Below are 24,167 nucleotides of genomic sequence, written 5' to 3'. Positions count from 1 at the left end.
AGTGGACAACTAAGGACAAAGACACTAATCAAGTTCAGGTCATTATGCTAAGAGTTATGATTCTAATATTAGCACTAAGGAAACTTCAACAAAAAACCATAGGGTTATAATTAACAAAACTAAATCAACTAGGAGTACTCAATATCCCGAATCCTTTAAAAACTAGGAGTGAAGAAAATGAATATAAAAAAATGCCAAAAATTCGTACAGTTAGACGTAAGGAATTGGGATAATACAGAGTTAGTAGAAAGTTTATATGAGATTTGCGAGACTAGTAAAGAGTATGAAAATGATGAAGTAGAGGTTCATCAGGTTGTGGACTTAGGGAAACTTAAAAGCGAGTGGAGATATTTAATCATTCTTAATATTTCACAAGACTTGGATAACCTGGGAGCACCAGTAGACCATTATTAAAATTAAAAAATACAATTAAAAAGCAAAACCACCAGTCATTTAAGATTGGTGGTTTTACTCTGTTTGAACTAATTCCATTACATCTTCAATATTCAAGGTAATCACAAATATGGATCAATATTGCTATACCGAGCATGAAGTAGTTTAACAATCAAGAGGTTATTCGGTGCAGGTCAAGTCTATTACAAACATAGTGCTGATAAGGTTGGAGATCCAAGATACACAAGGTAACCTAAAAGCAATTGAAGCATGGACAATTTGATCCTTATGAGATATTTGAAAGGAAGATTAAATGATTCCAATGTTCAAATAATTAACTGGTAAGATTTATATAATCCTTAGAAGTCTCAGGATGCTTTGTATTGGTATCCAATAAATTTTATATAGAATTATATAGGGAGGGAATAGTTTAATGGCCAATACAGAGTAATTATTTATCCCATATAATCAATTTAGATTTAGATGATTTTGAGGATTAATAGCTTATGTTCAATTTTTTTATTTTAAGATAAAAATTTTATATCAATCTATATGGTTACTTAATAGTTTAAGATTATTTGTTAATAGTTTATGTTAATATAATAATGGTTAGCATATCCATAAAAGGATGTAACTGAAATGAGTGATAAACGAATTATGACTCGGAGGAACTTATAATGAATAAATTTAGATGGTCAATGGTTGGACTTATAGTAGCTGCCGCAGCTATCTCAGTAATAATAACAATCAATCAGAATGCTGAAAATTATGAAGAAACGCACGAAGATACATCTCCTGTTTTGGAGACAACGGACGAAGAGGTGGATTTTGAGGCAACTGACGAAGAATATACGGAAGAACCAGCTTTAGAAAATGAAGAAGTTCTATATGAACTAGGCCTTGGCCCAGCTTCAAAAAGAGAAGACGTTATGAAAACAATGCATAGTATGACTCATCAAAAAGTAGTTTCTGAAGAAAAGTGGTACAACTATGAAATGAATTCTGAAAACATCAATGCAGTTTATGAATTTATTAATGATAGTGAAACTATTGACTATAAAAGCGAGTTACTGAGAATCGTAGGAAAGTGGAAAGAAGGGAACTTCGACGGTATAGTGGAAGACCACAATTACCTTTGGGGAGAACAAAATGGAAATGTTGGTAAAGCTACTGGAGTTATGACTCCTGAAGAAGAAGCTCAATTTGTTAAATTAAACTTTGAATAAGCAGTAAAAAAACGAGCCTATCGAGTAGGCTTATTTTTTTAAAAATGGTAACACAAGTAAAGGCAGATGTTGAAGGTCAGGTGAGTGTTGTTACCTCACAGTTGGCGGATACCAGTAAGAAATTAGAACATACGGTCAATAATATGGAATATGCACACTTGTCTGTTATGGGGGATTGGAGAAATGCAATATTAACTGCCATAAACGATCTTGTTTCGATAGGCGGTGGATTTATCGAATTTCCTAGCGGGATATACCTAATAAACGGAGATATAACTGTTTATACGGATAGAATTGGCTTTAAGTCGAAGAAAGTACAACGCTTAAATTTACGCACACTTCCGCAGTTTCTGAGTCCACTATCAAACTATACGCTAGTAAAGATTATATTGACCGACATGCCTACATTAACGAAGCCGTTAAATACTGCATAGATGGATTCAATATTGAATGTGAAACGGGCGTTGTAGAGTTAGATTATGGACATGCAACAAGGATGGCGGCATTTTACGACATCTTTAACTCCTATCTTTTAAAGGCGGCGTTGGCGTAAGGGTAGGATCAAATACGTGGTGTATTAATTTTTATAGCTGCGTATTACGAATGGATAAAGCCTTCGACATGTTAGCGGGAGGAGTTAACTACGGAGAAAGAATTACATTCTTCGGTTGTACTTTTAACGCAAGTCCAGCAGGTGTCAATATCGATAATTATGCTGTGATATTAGAATGATTGGTTGTTCTCTCGATTACTGTAGGAGAATGGGTACGGTGAAACGCGGTAAGGTTGTATTGACCAACTGCTTCATTGAAGGTGGGTATACTTCTGATACAGACTATTGGTTTTACGTGGATGGATACGGCGCATTGCTACAAATTGCAAATTCCCAAATTGTCTTGACGCATACCAAGAGCGGTAAAGAAATGTTTTTTGTTGGCGATATGATGGGATATGGTGAAGTACTAGAAATAAATGATACCTTCTTAGCGACCGGAACAATTTACCAATTACCTTCGTTAGTAAAAGGTACGGGCAGAGTCTTAGCAGATAACGTTTTTCATTATAAAGATGCCATGAAAGTACCAGTCGCTCGATACTTAAATAAACTTATGTGTGATGGGTTTAATGATGCTAACGCTGTGTCCTAATGTGAAAAAGAGTAAACCAAGAAAAGAACTGCGAGGAAATCCGCTATTTTGTAAATGAACCTAACTACGAATTAATGGCTAAGGCGTTTACGGAACTATACTTTAGTTTTACTAAAGGTGGATCTGGAGATGTAGAATTCGACAAATTAGGCACGATAGCTTTATTTTCTGCATTGGCAAATGATGAAGAAGGGAAAAATAGGAATTAGATAAAATGAGAGCTCACGTTAAAAGACTAAAGAATGAAAAAAAGAAATAGATAAAGTCTTGTCGTGGTCATCTAGTTTACCCTCTGCATGCAGAGTACCGATAAAAAGGGAAGCAAACAAAACATAGTCCCCAAATACACCAGCCATGTAGTATTTGGGGGCTACTTGACGTTTACCTTTATAGCGAATTTACTTAAAATAAGGAACCTTTTTCAAAGCCACACAAACTGGAACTGCAACGATAATTCCTAATATATTTTGAACGAGATCTCCAGGTATCGAAGCTAAAGGTGCAATCCAATTACCGTATAGAATCCCTTCACCAATATAATAAACAGCTATCATAAATGGAATGGAAACGATTGTTGCTATTACATTGAAAGCCATGCTAGTACCGTTGCGACCCTTTGACCAAGCGATTTTACCAACTATATATCCTTGCAAACCACGCGCCACAATGGTGATAGGTGCCCACAATGCCCACCCTCCAACTATATCAAATAACCCCATTCCTATCGCACCAGCAAGAGCTGCTTTTTTAGGACCAAATAAAATAGATGCAATAAAAAGCATAGCTGTTCCTAGATGAACTAACCCTCCATTTGCGGCAATTGGCAGTTTAATATTCAAAAAGAAAGTAGATAGGAACACAAGTGCAATCAACATTGCGGTAATAATTAAATCCATAGTTTTTTGACTTGACCTTGAATAACTTTGTGTATTTTGCATATCTGTAAACCTTCCTAACTAGAATTTTCTTATGATTTTAGCAAAAGACTGGTGTCTATAAAAGTGTCAATTTATTAAAAAACTATGAGGTCAGTTGATAAAAAATACAGATATTATACGTATTGAAAAGAGAGAGGATATGACTGTTTTTAGCTGATTTATGATAAGATAAATAAAGTTTAAAGTGGATAGGCCATATGGAGGTTATTATGAAAAAAGTTGCTGTACTACAGGATTTATCATCTTTTGGAAAATGTTCATTAACAGCTGCAATTCCGGTTCTTTCGGTCATGGGCGTGCAGGCATGCCCTTTACCAACGGCCATATTGACTGCGCAAACCGGATATCCAAGTTTTTTTTGTGAAGATTTTACATCCAAAATGAAATACTTCATAGAAGAATGGAGCAAGCTTAATGTAACCTTTGATGGAATCTATACCGGCTTCGTTACTGGTGAAGAGCAAATTAATAATATTTTCCATTTTTTAGATAAATTTTATACAAAAGAAACCATTTTACTTGTTGATCCAGTAATGGGGGATATAGGAGAAGTCTATAAACTTTTTACCGATGAATTACTGGTACTTATGAGAGAACTGGTGAAGCGTGCAGATGTCATTACACCAAATGTTACAGAGTGCTGTTTATTAACCGGATTGTCTTATGAAAAGCTGCATAGCTATTCAAACGAAGAGGACTATATTAAAGCGATAGAAGAAGCAGGGAATATGTTGCAGCAAGAAACGGGAGCTCAGGTTATCATCACTGGAATGAATCCACCGTCAGCAGATTCAGAGAAGCAGTTTATCGGAAATATGTATTTGGACGGAAGTAGAACCTTTTATAGTGCGACGCAGTATAACGGTGAAAGCTATTCAGGTACTGGTGATTTATTTGCATCTGTGATTATGGGAAGCATGATGCGTGGAGAGAACCTAGAAAAATCCGTACAGCTCGCAGTGGCATTCCTGACAGAGGCTATCAATGATTCCTCCTTAGAGCAAATTCCTAAAGTAGAAGGAGTTAACTTCGAAAAATATTTACGAATGTTATTATGAATGCTTTAAAAAATGGAAAAAATAGAGTAACAAAAGCTCGGCTTTTTGACTAACCGAGCTTTTTGTATAAATCAAATAGTACTTATATTTTTCCGAATATTGTAAAAATCACTTAAATAATAATAAGGAAACTTTCTATTTACCTCACAACAGCCAGTATTTATGTTCGTTAAAGTTTGAAAATATTTAACTCCCATATACCTTTACAAAGATGAAGAAAAATTACTTGAAGAAAAAACAATATTATCTACAATCGAGGAATTAGAAGCTCTATTTCCTGATAAGGGTAGATCAGAAATAATAAAGAAAATGCGTCAATTAGGTTGCTTAGAATTAAAATACGCTAAAATTCCATGGAGAGCAAAAACAAATAAAGAAGGTAGACCGCCTTGTAAAATTACTTATGCTATGAGCCTAATATGGAATTAATGGCTAAAGCATTCACTCAACTATATTATGTACTATTAAATAAGGGTAAACTTAACGATAAACCTTGGCTTGAAGAGGAATGCAAAAAGCTAAGGAATATACCTCAGCTCAGTTAAGGGGAATTAATAAAGAAAGGAAAGCTAGTGATAATAATATGCTTTACAGTAAATTTCTTGTTTATACAAAACAACCACCAGTCATTTACGATTGGTGGTTTTCTTCGTTAATTAATATCAATATATCATGAATAGCATTTCGGCTTCAGGTGTATGCTCGACAATCTGGGCTGTGGCTTCGACGACCTGGTGTGTTTCAAGGCGTTCCTGGATTTCCCTTTTTTCGCTGGTTTCCCAGATTTCCAGGTCCTGTTCGAATTTGTGCAGTTCGTCACTGTTTTCTTCGAATTGTGCGGATACATGTTCATGGACCATGTGGATGACCTGGTTTTTCATGATTTCCGGCATCGATTCGCCATATTCGACAAACTTCAAGAAGTCCTCGAAGTAGCAGGCATGTGAGGCCTGGTGGATTTTTTTCAGCTCAGCTTCTTCGACCATTCCTTCTTCGGGCATGTATGGGAGAGAAGACTACATACCTTGATATTACTGAGTTTTAGTTATGGCTGGTCACGAATTTGGTCACATAATGAGCACTTTATTAATTTCAACTGCAACACTCTTTTGCATGTTAGAAGACACATGACTGTATATGTCCAAAGTCGTTCCAATCTCAGCATGTCCGAGACGTTCGCTAATTAGCTTAACATTCACATTTTGCTGAATAAGTAATGTAGCATGAGAGTGTCTTGTAGCTGAATGGAATTTTGTTTTAGGTAAACCAACCTTTTCGGTTAAATTATAAAACTCTTTTCTAAAATTACGTGGGATAATCGGTTTTCCATTTTGAGTACAAATTACTAAATCGTGATCATGCGTTAAATTATGTGGTGCTGCAATAAGTGTATAGGCAAACGTTTATACGCTAAAAAAATATGTGGAGGAATGTAAAATGAAAGAAGCAGTAAAAGAATTTGAAAGTTTGAAAGGCGAGATGACCCCAGTACCAGGTTTTTCTAGATACCTTTGTCACACACCAACGGGGAGAGTATGGAGTAAAGTTAGCAACAGATGGTTAATTGAGGATGAATTTTGCAAAGGAACAGGTGATCACGGTCAATATTTGATGACGAGCCTTAAGTGTGATTTAACGGAAGAAATGGTGCCAATGTATAAACATGAGATTGTACTTAGTTCAGCATATGGAACTACAAAAGATTTCTGGTTATCACAAGGATTACAGATTGACCATATCGATAAAAATCCACGAAACAATAAAATTGAAAATTTACGATTGATTACTGATGTTGGGAATAAAAAGAACTCTAGGGATAGGTATTGGAATAAGACAAGGCTTTCAATGAGCATAGCAAGAGAATTAAGAGAGGAAGTAAAACATTTAACCTCTAACATGACTAAAATGGATTTTTATAAAGCAAAAGGGGAAGAATTAAATGTTTCATTTCGTAGCATTCAGAATATTGTATTGAAGTTTTCATACAAGGAGAAGGTTAATCAATGAAGGATACTACATACTTTTGTGAATCAGGAACAAATGGACATATTTATAGGTTAATTAATGAAGCGATGAGAAATATCAGCATACATAAGCTAGGTTTTTATGAATCAGTGTTTTCTCCAGAGTGGGAGCTATTAGAAGAGGAAGAATAAGACATGGTCGTAGGTGTTTTATTATTGGAGTACGGGATTAGAACTAAAGAATTTGTTGACTATTGCATTGAAGAGCAATTACATAATAAATAATACATAGATTAAATATTACATAGAATACCACGATAGAATATTTTTTTTATGGAAAGAGATAAAAAAGAGCCTAAGCTAGTGCTTAGACTCTGATCCTGATTATTTTTGGTAAGTTGGTTTTTTAATTGCTATCAAAATCCAAAAAACCATGATTATTGGTATAAAAAATGAATTCAAATGAATTCTTTTATCAATGATAATTGAAAAAATATCATTAATAATTAAACTAACTAAGCTTAATAAAATGCATATAAGCAAAGAATGTATCGTTAGTTTCATCATTTTTACTTTCGAAAATTCAGGAATGTCAAACAATGAATTTCCCCCTTAATTTCGGATTTCTACCAGTATCCTAGTGTTTTACATGCACCTTTAACTTTAGGTCTTGTTTTACCCCATTTATGGCAAGCGGAATAAGCTCCTAATTTATACAAGTCTGTAACTATTAAATTAGCCAAAGTCACTCCAGCAATAGCTCCGAATACAAGTTTTAAAGTCCTTTCTAATGCTGAAGGCGGTGCAGCGTGTCTGCCCCTAGCTGAAGCTGTTAGTTCGTCTATTTGAATAACATCATCTTTTTTAAGTATTTCCTTTTCTAATAATTCTGATTCGCTTTCAATTTCTTTTAAATCATCTGAAGAAGTTTCAATAAGTGCTTGTTGAAGATTATTAATTTCTGTATTTGACAGACCAATTTCCTTAGCATAATCTAAGTTTAACTTAGTTTTATCATTTTCTTCAACAATACCATTTTGTATAACATCTAATACTGAAAGCATTTTATCCTTTTCGATAGTAGTTGGTAACGTTTCATCATCAGCATAGGCCAATTGATTTGTTTTAAGTGAAACCGGTGAAAAAATAATACCTAAAAATAAGACAAAAGATATAACAGAAATAAAACCATTCTTAAAACTCATAATATTTTACACATCTCCCTGACTAAAATTTACCACTTTAATAAAATACCATATATTTCATGAGAGTTTAAGGTTTTATTAAATAATAAATCAGTGACAGGGCTTACCTATATTAAATTTGATTTCTAATAAATTATAACATTAACAAGGAATATCTAGGCAGGACTTTTATCACTCTTAATTGAATATTGCTTGAGTAAGTAAATATTTGGATGGGGTGAAAGGATGTTATCAAAAGTACAAAATTACAGATTGCAAAGTGGAAAAAAGTTAGGAGTTTATTTGGAGAGTAAGTACTCAGAATGCGATTCTAATTGGATTGTAAAGGATAATTTAATTGAATTTATCGCACATGTAAGACCACTAAAAAAACCAACAATATACCAATGGAAAATTGAACAAGATAATATCTATGCTATTAATGGCGGTTCTGATGGTATCACTCCTGAATTAAATAAAGGAAGACAAGAGCTTGAAAAAAGAAAAGCAACAGTCCAAGTTGAATTGCTAGGTGTATATAATTTTATTAAGCAATATCACCTTGAAGAAGATCAACCAATTGAATTGGTAATGGAAAAAGCCAATGAACAATTTGGGCTATCTTTTAAATAAATGGAAGAAATATACATTAACGTAGATGATATTTTATATGGAAAACCATTAGAATAACATTACAAACAAAAAAGCACTCAGCCTAAATGGTCGAGTGCTTTTTGTGTCTTATTTAATACTTCTTTATTTTTATTAATGAAAACTTTATTTCTTAATATCATTTCTTTATTATTAAGCTCATCATTTAGTTCAGTCGTATTGTTCAGTTTCTCTAGAAGTGAGACTATTGATGGCATTGCTAATAATTCATGGAAAGCTATGTTTGTTTTAGTAGATAAGATTTTTAGCTCAGTAAGTTGACGAGGAGATAAAAAAGACTCAAATGGTTGCCTTTCATTTATTTCCATGATTGTACCCTCCATATGATGTGAATTATTAAATTGTAATTTAATTATAAAATAGATAAGTTCAATAAATGTATTAATCATGTAAAGATTTGATGAATTGCAGAAGGTTGGATGAAATTAGGGTAATAGTTTTGGATAACTTGTCACTTTATTTAGACGATGATCAAATAATAAATGAAACTGTTTCTAAAGATAAACATAAATTGAAAGTAGAAGCTTCTTTAAAAAATGACATTTCGAAAATAGAAAATGAAATATCTAAAATTACCCTTGTAATGGATACACTTTTCAGGAAGTATACAGAAGGATTAGTCGATGAAAATCAATTACATACAATGAATAAAATGTATTCAAATCAGTTAAATAATTTAACAAATTCGATGGAAGCAATCAGGAGAAGTAAGAATTTACATAATAAATCTGATGTATTGCTTGAAAAATACAGAACAGAACTACAACAAATAAAGTTTTTGAAACTTAAACAAAAAGAAGAAAAAAGATATGACATCATAGAACTGATTAACGAAATTATGGTAAATGGTGATAGCAAAGATATAGAGATAGTATACAATTTTAAAAACCCTGCCAGGTGATCAAACTCACTCGGTAGGGTTTTCTTCGTTAATTAATATCAATATATCGTTAATATTTATGTCTAAAACTTCGCATATCCTACCAATGGTATCCCTTTGATATTGTTTTGTATCGTCATTATATAGTCTTCTAAGTGTTTCAAATTTCAAATCAGTCATGGAAGCTAACTGTCTTATAGATATATTTCTTTCATCAAGAATCTTTTTTAAATTGGACTTAACTCTGATCCCCATGAATAACCCACCTTTTCCTTATACATACATCAATTATATCACATAGAAAAATATTGACTACAGAAAGTAGTAAAAAACTACAGAACGTTGTTGACAAATAAATGTAGTCGATATATACTTTGATTAACAACAACGGAACGTTGTCGATAAGGGGGGGTTGAATGTTAATCACCGTTCTTTCCAACATAACAGACAAAGAAGCAGCAGAAAGACTCAGTTATCAAAAGTCAGACGGAAAGTTAATCAGTAAGAATGAAGCGATATTCTTTGATGGGAATGACATTTACTACGCATTAGTTAAACCAACTAAAGCAAAGGGCATCTACATCGTAACATCTGGAACAACAACCTTAGCAGAAAACGTAAAGATTACAGATAAAAATTTGATGCTTGATCAAATGGAAGAAGCAATCAATAGGATTACAGTTAGGCAAATTTCTCGTCAGAATATAAAGGGCAATATAGATTTTGAATTAATCGAATCAGGAACAAGTGAAGTCAGGGAGTTCTAATACTTCAGGAGGAGAAAGGGGAACGAAAGTTAGTTCTCCTTACATAAAAACAGTGTCAGGTTCATCGTGAACCTAACAAAAATTGAATTAAAAAGGGGATAACCAAAATGACAAAAATTAATTTAAATGTAAACGTTGAAGCTAAAAACACAATGAAAAAATTCTATATCGGGGCAACTTTATCTTTTGATATCTCAATTGATGTTACTTGTGAAAACCACGCTCAAGCTATTCAAGAAGCGTTGAAGACACTTGGGGAATATGCAGTAGCTATCCCTGAATTGAAATTACAATTTCATGACGGAACTGTAGTAACGCCTAAAGTTCATAACTGGTCTAATGAAGGTGGTTTGTCTGTGGAGGAGGATGAAGACAATGAGATGCACTGAGAAAGTTATCAAAATATCAGGAAATGAAGAGGTCTTTACCTAAACACGGCGTTGATTCGGGTTGGGTAGTTAGATACACAAGGTAAACTATCTAATAGAAGAAAAATGAAAAAAGGCAGTCACAAAGACTGCCATAAGTGGGATATAACACAGGTATTTTGTGACTCTAGAGTCACGTTCCGAGTCACAAATCATCAAATTTTTTTGTGACTCGGACTATTTCTCAACTTTTATTTATGATTTTTTCAATTAGTACTTGTAAATCATCCGGCCTATGAAACTCAATCGGCGAAACACCTTTATCGAACTCTATCGTATCGGATTCTATCATTAATACATACTTCCCATTAATCTTTCCTAAATGGATGCTGTCGCCGAAATCGGCTAATAGTCCTTTGACGGATGTACTGCCAAGCCTCATTCGCAGTTCGGCTTCAGGTGTGTGCTCGACAATCTGGGCAGTGGCTTCGACGACCTGATGGGTTTCAAGGCGTTCCTGGATTTCACGTTTTTCGCTGGTTTCCCAGATTTCCAGGTCCTGTTCGAATTTGTGCAGTTCGTCACTGTTTTCTTCGAATTGTGCGGATACATGCTCATGGACCATGTGGATGACCTGGTTTTTCATGATTTCCGGCATCGATTCGCCATACTCGACGAATTTCAAAAAGTCCTCGAAGTAGCGGGCATGTGAGGCCTGGTGGATTTTCAGTTCGCCTTCTTCGACCATTCCTTCTTCGGGCATGTAGGGGTATTGAATGGATTTCATATTTTTAGTGGTGATTGCCATTTCAACGTGCCTAATCAAGGTCCGTTCATCAGAAATGGAAGCAACTTTCGGCTCGAAATCACATTTTAATAAGAAAACGAATGGTTCATCAAGATATTTCGTTAATTTTGCCGAAGCGATTATGAAGACACCGCCACGGACGGCACTTGTATCAATATAAGACCGCGTGAATTGTTCATTTTCCTCTTGGAATTCTTGTTTTGTTTTTGCATATCGAACACGGTTAAATACATTGTAATTAGGATTGGAATCAAGTGCATGTCCTTCTTCGACAATAAAAGAACCGATTTTCGTCGGTATTTGTTCAGTTTTTGGGTGACGGTCGACTTTCCGTTTGGAAATCTTCATCAATTCCCCATCCAAAAAATCCTTTAGAGGACTTTCTTCGTATTCTTCAGTATCAAGAGTTTGGAAATGTTTAAAACGCTTATCAGCCTGATCGCCTTTTCCTTCGACTTGGATTAAATAAAAAGACAGATAGGTAATCGCAAAATCCATGAATGTCACCTTCTTCAATTATTAAGCATGATTCCCGTACTTTTTTTAAAGACTTAATAAGTATAGTTATGTACTTTGATTCCGTCAAACGATTGGTGCATGAATGATTAGCATAATTTTGGTGTATTATTTCATAATAATACATAGGAGAAAATAAATAATGATTCTTTATAGAATTTAAAAAATAGAATGCCTACAAGATAAATTAATGGAATACTTCAATAGCTCGCTTTATCAATATTAAAATAATGATTTGTTCATTATATATTTTTATTGATGCATAATTCTGATGAATAATAGAGATTTCGTTCTGAAAAAAATAAAAAAACAGAATTTTACAATAATAAATCATTGACGATAAAAAGGTTAATACGTATAATTTAAAAGTCAGATAATTCAGGAATTGCAGATATTTGTCGAAATTTCTTCGATATAAATGGTAAGTGAAATTATTTGTCTATAGTTTTCAGAATAGTTTATTAAATTATGGAGGAGAGAACATGAGCATTTTTAGAAAGAAGTCCATTGAGGACTTGATGAAAACCGCAGGTTCTGGCGGAAAGGGATTGAAACGGGAACTGGGAGCATGGGATTTAACGATGCTAGGAATAGGAGCGATTATTGGGACAGGCATTTTTGTTCTAACAGGCACTGGTGCAGTGAATGCTGGTCCTGCACTTTCAATATCGTTCGTCATTGCTGGTCTTGCCTGTTTATTCGCTGCACTTTCTTATGCAGAATTTGCCGCTTCCGTGCCGGTATCCGGTTCGACTTATACGTATGCTTATGCAACTTTAGGTGAATTCGCCGCTTGGATAATCGGCTGGGATTTAATCCTTGAATACTTATTGGCTGTCAGTGCCGTATCAGCGGGGTGGTCGGGCTATTTCCAATCATTTTTAAGTGGATTCGGAATTAACTTTCCGAAAGAATGGACGGCGGCACCGGGTTCGGTCGAAGGTGTCACGACTTATATGAACTTACCAGCCTTTTTGATAGTCATGGCGATTACCTTTTTGATTTCCATAGGTACGAAACAAACGACTAGAATCAATAATATAATGGTCGTTATTAAAGTGTTGGTAGTCTTGTTGTTCATCGTTTCTTCTATATATTATGTGAAACCGGAAAACTGGCAGCCATTCATGCCATTTGGAATCGATGGGGTATTTTCAACTGCCGCATTAATGTTCTTTGCCTTCATCGGCTTTGATGCAGTTGCATCTGCGGCTGAAGAAACAAGAAATCCAGGTAGGAATTTACCACGCGGAATTCTCGGTTCATTAGTCATTTGTGTAGTACTTTATATGGCGGTAAGTTTGATCATGACAGGTGTGGTACCGTATGCACAATTCAGCAAAGCTCTTGACCACCCGATTTCTTTGGTGTTGCAAAGTGCAGGACAAAATTGGGTTGCAGGTATCATCGATCTAGGTGCCTTCCTCGGAATGACAACGGTAATCTTGGTTATGTTGTATGGACAAACCCGAATCATGTTTGCGATGTCACGAGATGGGCTGATGCCTAAATCCTTATCCAAACTTCATAAAAAATATAAAACCCCTTATGCGGCTTCATGGATATTCGGTTTGATAGCGGCATTATTGGGGGCATTCATACCGCTTGGTGAATTGGCTGAGCTGGTCAACATTGGAACATTGACTGCGTTTACGATGATTTCCATTGCGGTCATCGTGTTACGGAAAACAAGACCTGATATGAAACGTGCTTTTTATTGTCCGGCTGTACCGCTCGTTCCAGGACTGGCAATCGTTTTTTGCGTTTTCTTGATGGTTCAGCTAGGGAGTCATACATGGATAAGGTTCTTGATTTGGATGGCTATCGGAGTAGTCATTTACTTCACTTATTCCCGTAAGCACTCGAATCTTAACCAGCAGGAAAATGAACATTGAAAAAGACACTCTCTGGAGTGTCTTTTTTTATTTGGACATAAATAGTTCATAAGTCTTGTGTGTAAGAAGAAAATTTTTCAAAGTGAATTAAGATTAGCGGACTTTATGTCGAAATAGTAAATATGGGTAGAAAAAATGGGAGGCAATTCAATCATGAAAAGTATATGGAGAAGTAAAAAAAAGATAGATTCGCTAGACTATATGCAATATAAGGAACACGTCGGTATCACGATCAGGGAATATCCGAGCGTATTGAATCAAGTGGAAATGATTCATTTGACGATGGGGGATTTGTGCATCATTCGTTCTTTACAGGAAGAAGTGAAGAAACATTTGACCCAAATAGTAGGGAATTTCTATAAAAATCTAGAACATGAACCCTCATTAATGAAGATCATATCAGACAATAGCTCTGTTGATAGGCTGAAAAAGACACTTCATCGTCATATGTACGAAATGTTTAGCGGGAACATTGATGATGCGTATATTAAACAACGTTATATTATCGCACAAGTACATGTGCGTATTGGATTGCAGCCAAAATGGTATATGAGTGCATTTCAGGATTTATTGCAGTCATTAATCATTCATGTAATTTCCAATATAAAGAATATAGAGCAATATCAAGAAAACATTCTGGCTGTTACAAAAATTTTTAATCTGGAGCAGCAAATAGTTTTAGAGGCATATGAACTTGAAAATGAGAAGATTCGCCAAAAGAACCTAGCAGAAAAAGAAACAATCAAACTGCAGGTCAATCATAATGCAGAGGAATTGGCAGCAATCAGTGAAGAGACTAGTTCAGCAACTCAATTAATGGCAAATAAGGTAGTCGAAATTCATGATTTCACTCAAAAGGGCTCAGAGATTGCGATACATGCAGAGGGAAAATCAAAAGAGGGAGTCGAACTGTTACAGGGATTAGAGAAAAGGTTGGTAAAAACGCAGGAGCAAATGACGATCATCTCAAAAGATATGGAACAGCTATCCAATACTTCAAAGGAAATTGAACGAATTGTCACGATCATCACTTCAATTGCAGAGCAAACGAATTTGTTGGCGTTGAACGCAGCGATTGAAGCGGCAAGAGCTGGTGAAAATGGTAAAGGATTCGCGGTTGTGGCAGGTGAGGTAAGGAAGCTGTCGGAAAATACAAAGGACTCAGTTTCGGAAGTAGTGAAACTGGTTAATGGAATTGCTCATTTTACCAATGTCATGAACACGTCAATTTCCATGGTTAGCGGGGAAATTACTAAAGGAACGAAACAAGGAAAAGAAACTGGCATATTTTTTACTGATATAGCAAAGGCCATGCTTTCTGTTAAAGAGCAGAATATTAAAATCACCAAGGAAATGACAGAACTGAATGATATATTCGACGAAATTAATGAAGCATTCAATCAAGTGGCCGTTTCCTCGGATCAATTGACTCAAATGACAATGAATTTGTAATAAAGTTCAACATTTTTGTAAAAACAGCCTAATGGGGCTCATTAATATTTTAATAAACAACTCGATAGAATATTTCTGAATAAACCACAAGCCGTTTATAGAATAAGAACATACTTTAAAAAATTAAGATCCATTCCAAGAGATGCCGTTAACAGGCTGCTCAATAAATCACTTGATATAAAATGAGTTTAATGTTATATTAATAAAGCGATGAGCTAATTTGTGTAAGTCGAAGAACATGCTTTTAGCTAAACGTCGGGATGTGGCCTGACGGTTCTGCGCCACAAACGCATCAAAGACGCCTGCTGCGTGCAGGCGTCTTTTTCATTTTATCGATTCTTTTCTTGCCGCTTGTACGTCATCCTTGAATTCTTCTTGTATTTCTTCTGTTATTCCCTTGGTTGCATCCTTAAACTCCCTAAGCGAAGTGCCGACTGCCCGTCCGATTTGTGGTAGCTTGTTCGGTCCAAAAACAATTAAAGCTAAAAGAAGGATTAAAATTAAACCGGGAAAACCAATGTTTGAAAGCATAACTAGTCACTCCAATCAATTCTGTTAGTTAATATTATAGACTCCTTCCATGTATTTGCAAATGTTATTTAGGATATATTATAGAGTTCAGCAGCTGATGATCCGCACATGACAAACACTTTCAATTCCGTCCAATTTTATCTTGCACATTCTATCTAAAAATATTACTTACCCAAGTGTGCTATTACTTAAAAGATATCAATGAAAGTGGGGGACGGTGACAGAAATCAGAGTGCCGCAATTAGTTTTGCAGTATGGTCATGAATAACTTGGCTCCACCTGCTAAATGTGTATCATGATAATTTTTTTATTGTCTGGAAATGATTAAACTTGCATGATTGAAGATATTTCGGTATTATAACTATACAAGCTGCGTTGTTCGTAATGATAATTAAGTTTTAACCTTTAAGCTGTAATAGGGAGTTTTATATCGAAACAGGAATGTTATGCCTCGTCACTGACTTGGACAACAGGATTGCTTCTGCAAACACCCACTTTGAGGAGTGGTGGTTTAAAACTTTCTTACTTTAATACGGCAATGGCGGCTTCCTATTTTACTAATTAGAAACCAGTTCCGATAAGGGACTGGTTTTTTGTTGTTTTTACGTATGTTTAAAGATTTTATGAATAATATGTGAAAGTTTTTATTGAAATAACTGATAATTAGCATTTATAATAATAATTAGATAACTCAGTTCACTATTTGTATAAAAATATGTGAGTCGAATATTTTTTGAATGATTACGTAAGCGCTATCATTTGGATGGAATTACTGGAGTCACCTAGAGAGGAGAAAAATTTTATGGCTAAAATTAATACGACCGAGGTAATTAGCAACAGTAAATTTAACCGCTTTCATTTTGGATTGCTGGCATGGTGTTTTATCATTATTCTTTTTGACGGCTATGACCTTGTCGTTTACGGTACGGTCGTCCCGTTATTGACGGAGGAATGGAACCTTACTTCCGTGGAAGCGGGGGCTATGGGCAGTTACGGTCTGTTTGGTATGTTGTTCGGGGCGATTTTCTTTGGTACATTAGCAGATCGGATTGGCAGAAAAAACGTAATCGCGATTACACTCATTTTATTTAGTTTATTTACGCTTTTATGTGGATTTGCGGATACGCCTACGATGTTTTCAACTTTCCGATTTTTAGCGGGATTAGGGCTTGGGGGCATCATGCCGAACGTCATTGCCTTATTGACGGATTATGCACCGAAAACGATGCGGAGCATGGTCGTTTCAATCGTATTATGCGGTTACTCATTCGGAGGAATGCTTGCTCCGATACTGGGTATACTGGTTATGCCGACATTAGGTTGGGAATCAATATTCTGGTTTGCAGGAATACCATTGTTATTTTTACCCTTCATGATGAAGCGTTTACCAGAGGCTTCGACGCATCTGATCAGAATTAACAAAAAGGAAGAACTGATCAGAATATTATCCAAGGTAAGTCCGGAAAGTAAATTCGACATCAAGGACGAACTTGTGGAAGTGAAAAAAACAGAATCCAATATGCCGATTGTGGGATTGTTTAAGGATTCCCGTGCTCTTAGCACATTGATGTTCTGGATCGCCTTTTTCATGTGCCTATTGATGGTATATGGATTGAATACATGGCTACCAAAGCTAATGATCGAGGCAGGGTATGCGCTGAATTCAAGCTTAGGTTTCTTGATCGTCCTTCAAGGCGGCGCTATCGTAGGCACGCTTATCATCGCTAAACTTTGTGATCGTTATGGTTCCAAGAAAATGCTTGTGCCGATGTATGCGATTGGTGCTGTAAGTTTGACACTATTGGGAATGGGCGGAAGCTCATTTGTGATTTACACATTGGTAGCGATTGCAGGAGCCTGTACCATTGGTGCTCAAAACCTTGTACAAGCCTATGTTTCCCAGTACTATCCTCCAAATATTAGATCGACTGCACTAGGGGTGGCATCTGGAATCGGTAGGATTGGCGGTATGCTCGGGCCTATACTCGGCGGATTTTTATTATCCATCTCGCTTCCCATCCAATTGAATTTCATCGCCTTCGCCATTCCAGGTCTCATTGCTGCGGTTGCCTTATCATTCGTTCCAGTGAAAATGGCTTATTATAAACAGGATCATTCGGAACCAACTGAAGAAATGGTAGTAGAATCCAATAAAATGAACGTCTTATGAAACTACATGCATGAAATGCAGTGCTGGGATACCCTCGCTGTCATTTCATGCATTTTTGTTTTATTGTCCTTTTATGCCGTAGTAATGGGTCTAGATGAAAACTGCAAATTGTAAGAACTGGCCTAAAGTTTTTCCGGGAATGGTTTGGTTGACCTATTTTTGAGGAAAGTTGCTTAAATGTTCATAATTTCGCAATATGAGTCGCTCTTAATATAAAGAATAAATGTTAGAATGATGGTACGGATAATTAATTCTCCCTTGAAGTGGAGCGAACTAGAAATTAATCTCATCTTTTGTGAGGAGTCATTACTTTGAAAATTTTAAAACATGTAATTTTTTGGTTAAGTATTATAGGGACATTATTCTCTATGATTTATTTCTTTGTAGCGGACATTCCGTTATATGTTAAATTGTTAGGCGGAGCCATCATCCTTTATCTCGGTTATGATCTAATAACAGAATCAAGGAAAAGAAAGCGTAAAGAAGCCTTGGAAGCTTAATCCTTTTTATACTCATTGAAAGCCCTCTTTGATAAGAGGGTTTTTTTGTTGGTTATTCTAGCTGATCGACTTTGATTATTGACAATATTCTAAAAACTAAGATAATATATAGTGAACTTAGTTCTATATTTGTATAATTTGTATTTGTAATTACAGTATTTGTTGTCATTACATGTTAGCTCGGACAAAAAAACAGAGACATTCTTAAGACTGCGTCAAAAGGAAAAGCAGAAAGAGGGGAAGGAAATGCGCACAATCCAAGTGTCCGAAATGATTGATGAACAAAAATTTAACCGTTTTCATTTACAGATTTTATTATGTTGTATCTTTATCATCATTTGTGACGGGTATGATATGTTCATGCTTGGGACGATTCTGCCATCTTTGATGGAGGAGTGGAGGGTAACTGCTGTAGAGGCAGGGTTATTCAGCAGCTATGCATTGTTTGGGATGATGATAGGAGCCTTGGTCTTTGGACCTCTGGCTGATAAATTTGGCAGAAAGAAAGTCATTTTGATTTGTACGGTCATTTTTTCCGTATTTACATTTACATCAGGTTTTGCCGATGATCCAACTACTTTTGGAATACAGCGTTTTATTGCAGGATTAGGCTTGGGAGGAGTCATGCCGAACCTAATTGCAATCATTACTGAATATTCTCCTAAAAAACTTAGAAGTACCCTGGTCGCGATCATGTTCAGCGGACACGCACTAGGGGGAGTTGTCGCTTCATTGGGAGCGATGTACCTGATTCCGAACTTTGGTTGGCGGGCAGTGGTTTGGCTTGGTGCACTCCCATTAATCTTCATGCCCATATTATATAAATTGCTGCCCGAGTCAATAAATTATTTCATCACAAAAAACGAGAAAAGCAAATTGGTGGAAGTTCTGAATCAAGTGAAGGTAGACGGGCAATACACCATTAATGATCATTATGTCCTGCAGGAGCAGCTCAAAAGTGAAATGAAAGGGTTTCCAGTTAAACAGTTGTTCAAAAATGGGAGGACTTTGAGCACCCTCATGTTCTGGATTGCATTTTTCATGTGTTTGTTCGTAATGTATGGGTTGAGTACATGGCTACCAAAAATCATGGGAGGGGCAGGATATGAGCTAGGCTCAAGCTTGACATTCTTAGTCGTATTGAACCTTGGAGCGGTTTTTGGGGCGATCGTTGGAGGGAAGCTTGCAGACAGATATGGTTCCAAGAAGATTCTGGTTGCTTTCTTGGTCATTGGATTCATTACCCTTACGATGCTGAGCTTCAAGCCAAGCATGATCATGCTATATATACTGATCGCCATTGCAGGAGGTACGACAACAGGTACACAAATTGTAACGAATGCATATGTATCCCAGTATTATCCGAATGAAATCCGTTCTACAGGAGTCGGATGGGCATTGGGTATCGGCAGAATTGGCGGAATACTCGCTCCTACTTTCTGCGGGGTCCTGCTTGATATGAAGTTATCATTGCAAGTCAATTTTTTAGCTTTTGCCATACCATGCATCATTGCAGCACTGGCGATTTGGTTCATTCAGGATAACTTCAGTAATATGACCGTAAACAGGCAGGAAAAGAAATTGATATAATAAACACCCAGCTGAATCACTTTATGGAAAAGTTCAAATGGGGATCAGACAAAACAAAACGTGGAGATCTTGGTAAAAGAATGAAAGGGCCTTATGCCCTTTCATTCTTTTACTGTCTAGGGCCCCATATAATGACTGAAACCCCGACCAAGCAGATTAAAGCTCCAATCCAATCATATAAATCAGGGGTTTTCTTATCGATGCCCCATCCCCATAAAACCGATAAAACGATGAAAACCCCGCCGTATGCAGCATATACACGTCCAAATGTAGGGAACGTTTGAAAAGTTGCAATGATGCCGTATAACACCAACCCAAAACCTCCGGCTAAACCTAGATAAATAGATTTACCTTCTCTTAACCAAAGCCAAATAAGGTAACCGCCGCCAATTTCAGCTAGACCAGCCATAAGGAATATTACAGTAGTAACTAACATATATGTATACCTCTCTTCCTAGTTGAAATTTTATCATATGTGAAACTGCAAATGACATATTTAAGGAGTCCTTACTAATTGAAAGTTAACTGGCGCATTACCGTTAAGGCATGGAAATGATCTTTAAAAAGTTATTATTAATAGGTGAAAATGCCATATTTATTTTTTGACTCTAACTTGGATTGCAATACAGATGCAAAGGGTACTATACCTAAATAGGAATATAGTAATTTAGTTGAGGAGTTGCAGCCATGAAAACCCGAACATTTGCATACATGTTAGCTCTATTTCATTCAAGTATTGTCGGCCTATCTTTCTTATTCACGAAAATGGCGATTGAAGAATCGAATCCGCTGGATACTTTGGCGTTCCGATTTTCCGTTTCTTTCGTCATCATTTTCTTCCTGGTTGCCGTTAAAGTCATTAAGGTGAATTATTCCTGGGAGTCGGTTAAACATCTTGTTCCGTTATCTTTGTTATTCCCAACTCTATTCTTTGCCTTTCAAACTTTCGGACTTAAGTATTCGCAATCCACCGATGCTGGAATTCTGTCTGCCGTCACCCCGATTCTAACATTGATGATAGCTGGATATTTCCTTAAGGAGAAAACATCTTTATATCAAAAACTTTCGATTGTGTTGTCGGTAGTTGGAGTCATATTTATTTTTGTGATGAAAGGGAGCACAATCAATTCTTCCGACATGCTAGGGATGGTGTTGATCCTGCTATCCTGTATTGCAACTGCATGTTATACAACGATGACCCGGTCCCTTGCCAAGGACTATACACCAGGTGAAATGTCCTTTTTCATGATGGGAACAGGCTTTGTCATTTTTAACGTGGCTGCGCTCTTCACCCACTTAAAACAAGGAACGATGCCGGAATTCTTTACACCATGGTCGAGCATCGAATTCATCAGTTCCATTTTGTATTTAGGAATATTGGCTTCATTGGTCACTTCGTTATTATCCAATACGATCTTATCAAAAATCAAAGCGTCCCAAATGAGTGTGTTCGCAAATCTATCCACTGTTGTAACGGTTGCAGCAGGAGCTCTCATTCTAAAAGAAAAGATTACAATCTACGATATATTGGGGTCGATCCTTATCATTTTAGGTGTAATAGGCACGAATTATTTTGGAGTGAAAAAGGAGCATTCAATAAAAGTGAATCTTGAATATAATGAAGGCAAAATGTGAAATGAATAAAAATGGTCCATCCCGTTTGGGAAGGACCATTTTCATTTCCACCATTTTGTTTGAGGGAAATCCGTTGAACCAATCACTACTGGTTCGCCTAATTGAGGTGTGCAGACCTGGACGCCAAGATCATTGGCCGCTTTTGTTACCCGTTCTATCGGATCTGTCCAGTCATGAAAAGATAATGTGAAACCAGCCCAATGAATGGGGAGCATCCGTTTTCCTTGTACATCGATATGTGCTTGAACAGTTTCTTCTGGAATCATATGGATGGTTGACCAGCGTTCATCATATTGGCCGCATTCCATTAAAGTTATATCAAAAGGCCCGAATTTTTCGCCTATTTCTTTAAAATGGCTGCCATATCCACTATCTCCGCTGAAAAAGATCTTTTCTTGTTTGCCTTTAATTACCCAAGAACACCATAGTGTCGTATTGCCATCGCCTAAACTTCTTCCAGAAAAATGCCTTGCAGGTGTACAGACAAATTGCAAATCCTTGAATGAAACCTCATCCCACCAATTATGTTCCTGAATCAGTTCTTGTTTAACGCCCCATCTTTCAAGATGTCCGCCGACACCTAGTGGGACAATGAACTGACTGACCTTATCCTTTAATTTCTTTATTGAGAAATAATCCAAATGATCGTAGTGATCATGTGAGAGCAGGACGGCATCGATAGGAGGCAGCGTATCCAAATCAATAGGCAGCTCCCCGCTAAAACGTTTGTTCCCAAACCAAGGAAAGGGAGTGGGTGCTTTGCCAAACATGGGATCCACTAAAATGGTTTTTCCATCTAACTCCAACATGAATGCTGAATGACCAAACCAGGTGATTTTATTGGAATTCATAGATCCAGGTTCTTTTGTTCCAATTACGATTGGCTGGTCGGGTCTCCTTTTTGGATTGGGTTTTATGAAATCACGTAAAATCGAACCAGTATGCTTAAGACTCATCGCTTGACTGGCTGGAATCTGATTTTGGAATTTTCCCTTGGAAAAATTCTCTTTTGTAGTGTAACTTTTCACTTTTTCTTTGTTTATCCTTCTTCCAAGTGGAGGATAGAGGTTTAGGAAAAGTAATAATAGTATAAAAGAAGAAATGAGGATCTTAATAATTTTCATCATGATAGCTTCCTCCCATAATAATCATGCCTTTTTATTAAAACATATCATATCACAGAATATATAAAGTTATTTACTATGATGTCCCACAAGAAAAATGATTAAAATATACCCTTCTGAAAAAAGGGACAATGGAACTGAAACATATGATTCATTTACTGTAAACCCGCATGGGGAGGAGTGTTTTACAGCTAGTGAAAATTTCTGGCAAGTGTTTAAGTTTCACCCGTCTTAGGCAGGGAATAGAGGTATATATAATGAATAATATAAGAGCGGGATATGGAATGTAGCAGCTGAAGGGTAGGGTGATAAATCGATTGTTAATGTTTTTCAGAGTCTTTGTGTGGGTAGTATTTATTGCTTTATTAGCTTATGTCATACTTTCTTGGAAATATAAGGACAAGGTAAGTAAAAGGATTGAAGCGATTCGAAAAACCTGGTATATCATTTTTATACTGGGAGCTTTGATTTATTGGAATTTCTATCCGATGAGCATTTTTAATGAGTGGAAAAATTTCTTGATAATGGCTATTGTATTCATCCTGATTGATATGTTTGTGTTCTTGAGCATGTATATATCGAAGATTGGCGATAACGAGCTGTCCTATGCAACAAAAGCGGTTGCGGAAAGTGACAAACTTTTAACGGATAATAGGGAAAAGGTCAAAAATATGTTTCATCTCCTAAAGAAAGAAGGAATACCTGAGTATTATCAATCGAATAAGGAATACTTGGCTTATTTGAGCATTCTCCTTCAAGCGTATGCAGCTAAGGAAGGGATGAACGTGAAAATCCTTCCTTTCAAAACGGAACAGGACAAGCAATTGGTGATTAATGGGCATCCGAACTTGAATGGCAGTACCATCCGTGCTACATTGGAAAGAGAAGATACGTATTATAATGATGAAGAAAAAATGGCTTTGCAGCCTGTAAGCATTTTGATGGAACCTTATATCCTTGACGTTAAATCGGAAAGCTTCGTTTCAGAAGTCGATTGTTTATTAATAGCATTATTAATCATGATGTTCGATATGGTCATAAAACAAAAATCAGGTGGTGAGGATAAATGAGCATTTATGATAAAGCCGGTAATGACGTGTCAGTTGCCGTAATCAAACCACAGGTGAAGATACCCGATGTAGGTTTAAGTCCCCACACTAAAAAAGTGATGAAACAGAACGAACGCATTATCCTGAAAGAAAAAGAAAAAGCTGCACGCTTCAGCCGATTAAAAAATGTTTTATAAGATGGGAAGGGGTTTTTCCTTTCCTGATGATATTTAATGGGGAACCCGCATATACTATTCAAAATCAAAGAATAGGAAGGGTCTTTCAGAATATGAACAAAA

General features: G+C 36.2%; 27 protein-coding genes, 1 other RNA gene and 2 pseudogenes. 20 read left to right on the top strand and 10 right to left on the bottom strand.

The window, feature by feature from the left end:
• The first annotated feature begins 177 nt into the window (after positions 1–177).
• The 4 genes from MPH60_RS10565 (at position 178) to MPH60_RS10550 (ending at position 2,767) form a co-directional block, all read left to right on the top strand.
• Positions 178–414: a hypothetical protein gene (locus tag MPH60_RS10565; protein ID WP_241588656.1), complete on the top strand. Its 237-nt coding sequence runs from the start codon at positions 178–180 to the stop codon at positions 412–414.
• 656 nt (positions 415–1,070) lie between these two features.
• On the top strand, positions 1,071–1,619 hold the full coding sequence (locus MPH60_RS10560) for a DUF6241 domain-containing protein (protein ID WP_241588655.1): 549 nt from the start codon (positions 1,071–1,073) through the stop codon (positions 1,617–1,619).
• 44 nt (positions 1,620–1,663) lie between these two features.
• Positions 1,664–2,053, top strand: coding sequence for a hypothetical protein (locus tag MPH60_RS10555; protein WP_241588654.1), 390 nt, complete (start codon positions 1,664–1,666; stop codon positions 2,051–2,053).
• A gap of 336 nt (positions 2,054–2,389) precedes the next feature.
• On the top strand, positions 2,390–2,767 hold the full coding sequence (locus tag MPH60_RS10550; protein WP_241588653.1) for a hypothetical protein: 378 nt from the start codon (positions 2,390–2,392) through the stop codon (positions 2,765–2,767).
• Between the two features lie 398 nt (positions 2,768–3,165).
• Here MPH60_RS10550 and MPH60_RS10545 read toward each other — a convergent pair whose 3' ends face one another.
• Positions 3,166–3,705, bottom strand: coding sequence for an ECF transporter S component (locus tag MPH60_RS10545; RefSeq protein ID WP_241588652.1), 540 nt, complete (start codon positions 3,703–3,705; stop codon positions 3,166–3,168).
• A gap of 209 nt (positions 3,706–3,914) precedes the next feature.
• Here MPH60_RS10545 and MPH60_RS10540 point away from each other — a divergent pair, with 209 nt between their 5' ends.
• Positions 3,915–4,763 (top strand): pyridoxamine kinase, encoded by an 849-nt coding sequence (locus MPH60_RS10540; protein ID WP_053346497.1) that lies wholly within the window; start codon positions 3,915–3,917, stop codon positions 4,761–4,763.
• Positions 4,764–5,443: 680 nt separating this feature from the next.
• Here the strand turns inward: MPH60_RS10540 and MPH60_RS10535 are convergent.
• Positions 5,444–5,770: pseudogene (locus MPH60_RS10535) on the bottom strand (DUF3900 domain-containing protein); the annotation flags it as partial.
• A gap of 60 nt (positions 5,771–5,830) precedes the next feature.
• A pseudogene (locus MPH60_RS10530) lies at positions 5,831–6,121 on the bottom strand (tyrosine-type recombinase/integrase); the annotation flags it as partial.
• A gap of 79 nt (positions 6,122–6,200) precedes the next feature.
• On the opposite strand from MPH60_RS10530, the gene MPH60_RS10525 reads away from it, so the two are divergent.
• Together MPH60_RS10525 and MPH60_RS10520 are read left to right on the top strand one after the other, a co-directional pair.
• Positions 6,201–6,770 (top strand): HNH endonuclease signature motif containing protein, encoded by a 570-nt coding sequence (locus MPH60_RS10525; RefSeq protein ID WP_241588651.1) that lies wholly within the window; start codon positions 6,201–6,203, stop codon positions 6,768–6,770.
• Entirely contained in the window at positions 6,767–6,919 is a 153-nt protein-coding gene (locus MPH60_RS10520) for a hypothetical protein (protein ID WP_241588650.1), read from the top strand. Before MPH60_RS10525 ends, MPH60_RS10520 begins: the two co-directional genes overlap by 4 nt.
• 434 nt (positions 6,920–7,353) lie before the next feature.
• On the opposite strand, the gene MPH60_RS10515 is transcribed toward MPH60_RS10520, so the two are convergent.
• Positions 7,354–7,932 carry a hypothetical protein gene (locus tag MPH60_RS10515; protein WP_241588649.1) on the bottom strand — a complete coding sequence of 193 codons (579 nt, stop codon included), beginning with the start codon at positions 7,930–7,932 and terminating at the stop codon, positions 7,354–7,356.
• A gap of 225 nt (positions 7,933–8,157) precedes the next feature.
• Between MPH60_RS10515 and MPH60_RS10510 the strand changes: the two genes are divergently transcribed.
• Positions 8,158–8,544: a hypothetical protein gene (locus MPH60_RS10510; protein WP_241588648.1), complete on the top strand. Its 387-nt coding sequence runs from the start codon at positions 8,158–8,160 to the stop codon at positions 8,542–8,544.
• A gap of 77 nt (positions 8,545–8,621) precedes the next feature.
• Here the strand turns inward: MPH60_RS10510 and MPH60_RS10505 are convergent, their stop codons facing one another.
• Positions 8,622–8,891: a hypothetical protein gene (locus MPH60_RS10505; RefSeq protein ID WP_076369090.1), complete on the bottom strand. Its 270-nt coding sequence runs from the start codon at positions 8,889–8,891 to the stop codon at positions 8,622–8,624.
• 107 nt (positions 8,892–8,998) lie between these two features.
• On the opposite strand from MPH60_RS10505, the gene MPH60_RS10500 reads away from it, so the two are divergent.
• Positions 8,999–9,484, top strand: coding sequence for a hypothetical protein (locus tag MPH60_RS10500; protein WP_241588647.1), 486 nt, complete (start codon positions 8,999–9,001; stop codon positions 9,482–9,484).
• A gap of 6 nt (positions 9,485–9,490) precedes the next feature.
• Here the strand turns inward: MPH60_RS10500 and MPH60_RS10495 are convergent, their stop codons facing one another.
• Positions 9,491–9,718, bottom strand: a complete 228-nt coding sequence (locus MPH60_RS10495) for a helix-turn-helix domain-containing protein (protein ID WP_241588646.1) — start codon at positions 9,716–9,718, stop codon at positions 9,491–9,493.
• A 161-nt stretch (positions 9,719–9,879) separates the two neighbouring features.
• Between MPH60_RS10495 and MPH60_RS10490 the strand changes: the two genes are divergently transcribed.
• Both MPH60_RS10490 and MPH60_RS10485 read left to right on the top strand, forming a co-directional pair.
• Positions 9,880–10,230 (top strand): hypothetical protein, encoded by a 351-nt coding sequence (locus MPH60_RS10490; RefSeq protein WP_241588645.1) that lies wholly within the window; start codon positions 9,880–9,882, stop codon positions 10,228–10,230.
• A gap of 107 nt (positions 10,231–10,337) precedes the next feature.
• Positions 10,338–10,619, top strand: a complete 282-nt coding sequence (locus MPH60_RS10485) for a hypothetical protein (RefSeq protein ID WP_241588644.1) — start codon at positions 10,338–10,340, stop codon at positions 10,617–10,619.
• A gap of 223 nt (positions 10,620–10,842) precedes the next feature.
• On the opposite strand, the gene MPH60_RS10480 is transcribed toward MPH60_RS10485, so the two are convergent.
• Entirely contained in the window at positions 10,843–11,904 is a 1,062-nt protein-coding gene (locus MPH60_RS10480) for a DUF3900 domain-containing protein (protein ID WP_241588643.1), read from the bottom strand.
• A gap of 500 nt (positions 11,905–12,404) precedes the next feature.
• Here MPH60_RS10480 and MPH60_RS10475 point away from each other — a divergent pair, with 500 nt between their 5' ends.
• Together MPH60_RS10475 and MPH60_RS27775 are read left to right on the top strand one after the other, a co-directional pair.
• Positions 12,405–13,817 carry an amino acid permease gene (locus MPH60_RS10475; RefSeq protein WP_241588642.1) on the top strand — a complete coding sequence of 471 codons (1,413 nt, stop codon included), beginning with the start codon at positions 12,405–12,407 and terminating at the stop codon, positions 13,815–13,817.
• Between the two features lie 153 nt (positions 13,818–13,970).
• Positions 13,971–15,269 (top strand): globin-coupled sensor protein, encoded by a 1,299-nt coding sequence (locus MPH60_RS27775; RefSeq protein WP_272492766.1) that lies wholly within the window; start codon positions 13,971–13,973, stop codon positions 15,267–15,269.
• A gap of 324 nt (positions 15,270–15,593) precedes the next feature.
• On the opposite strand, the gene tatA is transcribed toward MPH60_RS27775, so the two are convergent.
• Positions 15,594–15,800: a twin-arginine translocase TatA/TatE family subunit gene (gene tatA / locus MPH60_RS10460; RefSeq protein ID WP_101222064.1), complete on the bottom strand. Its 207-nt coding sequence runs from the start codon at positions 15,798–15,800 to the stop codon at positions 15,594–15,596.
• A 364-nt stretch (positions 15,801–16,164) separates the two neighbouring features.
• On the opposite strand from tatA, the gene ssrS reads away from it, so the two are divergent.
• From ssrS to MPH60_RS10440, 4 genes are all read left to right on the top strand, one after another.
• Positions 16,165–16,352, top strand: a non-coding RNA gene (ssrS, locus tag MPH60_RS10455) — 6S RNA.
• A 250-nt stretch (positions 16,353–16,602) separates the two neighbouring features.
• Positions 16,603–17,970: an MFS transporter gene (locus MPH60_RS10450; RefSeq protein WP_241588641.1), complete on the top strand. Its 1,368-nt coding sequence runs from the start codon at positions 16,603–16,605 to the stop codon at positions 17,968–17,970.
• 311 nt (positions 17,971–18,281) lie between these two features.
• A complete protein-coding gene (locus MPH60_RS10445; protein ID WP_241588640.1) occupies positions 18,282–18,470 on the top strand; it encodes a hypothetical protein in 189 nt (62 codons plus the stop codon).
• 246 nt (positions 18,471–18,716) lie between these two features.
• Positions 18,717–20,060 (top strand): MFS transporter, encoded by a 1,344-nt coding sequence (locus tag MPH60_RS10440; protein ID WP_241588639.1) that lies wholly within the window; start codon positions 18,717–18,719, stop codon positions 20,058–20,060.
• 109 nt (positions 20,061–20,169) lie between these two features.
• On the opposite strand, the gene MPH60_RS10435 is transcribed toward MPH60_RS10440, so the two are convergent.
• Positions 20,170–20,496, bottom strand: a complete 327-nt coding sequence (locus MPH60_RS10435) for a YnfA family protein (RefSeq protein WP_101222067.1) — start codon at positions 20,494–20,496, stop codon at positions 20,170–20,172.
• Positions 20,497–20,747: 251 nt separating this feature from the next.
• Here MPH60_RS10435 and MPH60_RS10430 point away from each other — a divergent pair, with 251 nt between their 5' ends.
• On the top strand, positions 20,748–21,695 hold the full coding sequence (locus MPH60_RS10430; RefSeq protein ID WP_241588638.1) for a DMT family transporter: 948 nt from the start codon (positions 20,748–20,750) through the stop codon (positions 21,693–21,695).
• A gap of 41 nt (positions 21,696–21,736) precedes the next feature.
• Here the strand turns inward: MPH60_RS10430 and MPH60_RS10425 are convergent, their stop codons facing one another.
• Positions 21,737–22,822: an MBL fold metallo-hydrolase gene (locus MPH60_RS10425; protein ID WP_241588637.1), complete on the bottom strand. Its 1,086-nt coding sequence runs from the start codon at positions 22,820–22,822 to the stop codon at positions 21,737–21,739.
• Between the two features lie 320 nt (positions 22,823–23,142).
• Between MPH60_RS10425 and MPH60_RS10420 the strand changes: the two genes are divergently transcribed.
• Positions 23,143–23,889 (top strand): type II toxin-antitoxin system SpoIISA family toxin, encoded by a 747-nt coding sequence (locus MPH60_RS10420; RefSeq protein ID WP_241589026.1) that lies wholly within the window; start codon positions 23,143–23,145, stop codon positions 23,887–23,889.
• Positions 23,886–24,065 (top strand): hypothetical protein, encoded by a 180-nt coding sequence (locus MPH60_RS10415; protein ID WP_241588636.1) that lies wholly within the window; start codon positions 23,886–23,888, stop codon positions 24,063–24,065. The genes MPH60_RS10420 and MPH60_RS10415 overlap by 4 nt, the downstream gene beginning before the upstream one ends.
• The last annotated feature ends 102 nt before the right edge of the window (positions 24,066–24,167 follow it).

Source organism: Peribacillus sp. Aquil_B1 (assembly GCF_022603275.1).
GTDB lineage: Bacteria > Bacillota > Bacilli > Bacillales > DSM-1321 > Peribacillus.
This window is presented reverse-complemented; position numbering and strand designations above follow the sequence as displayed.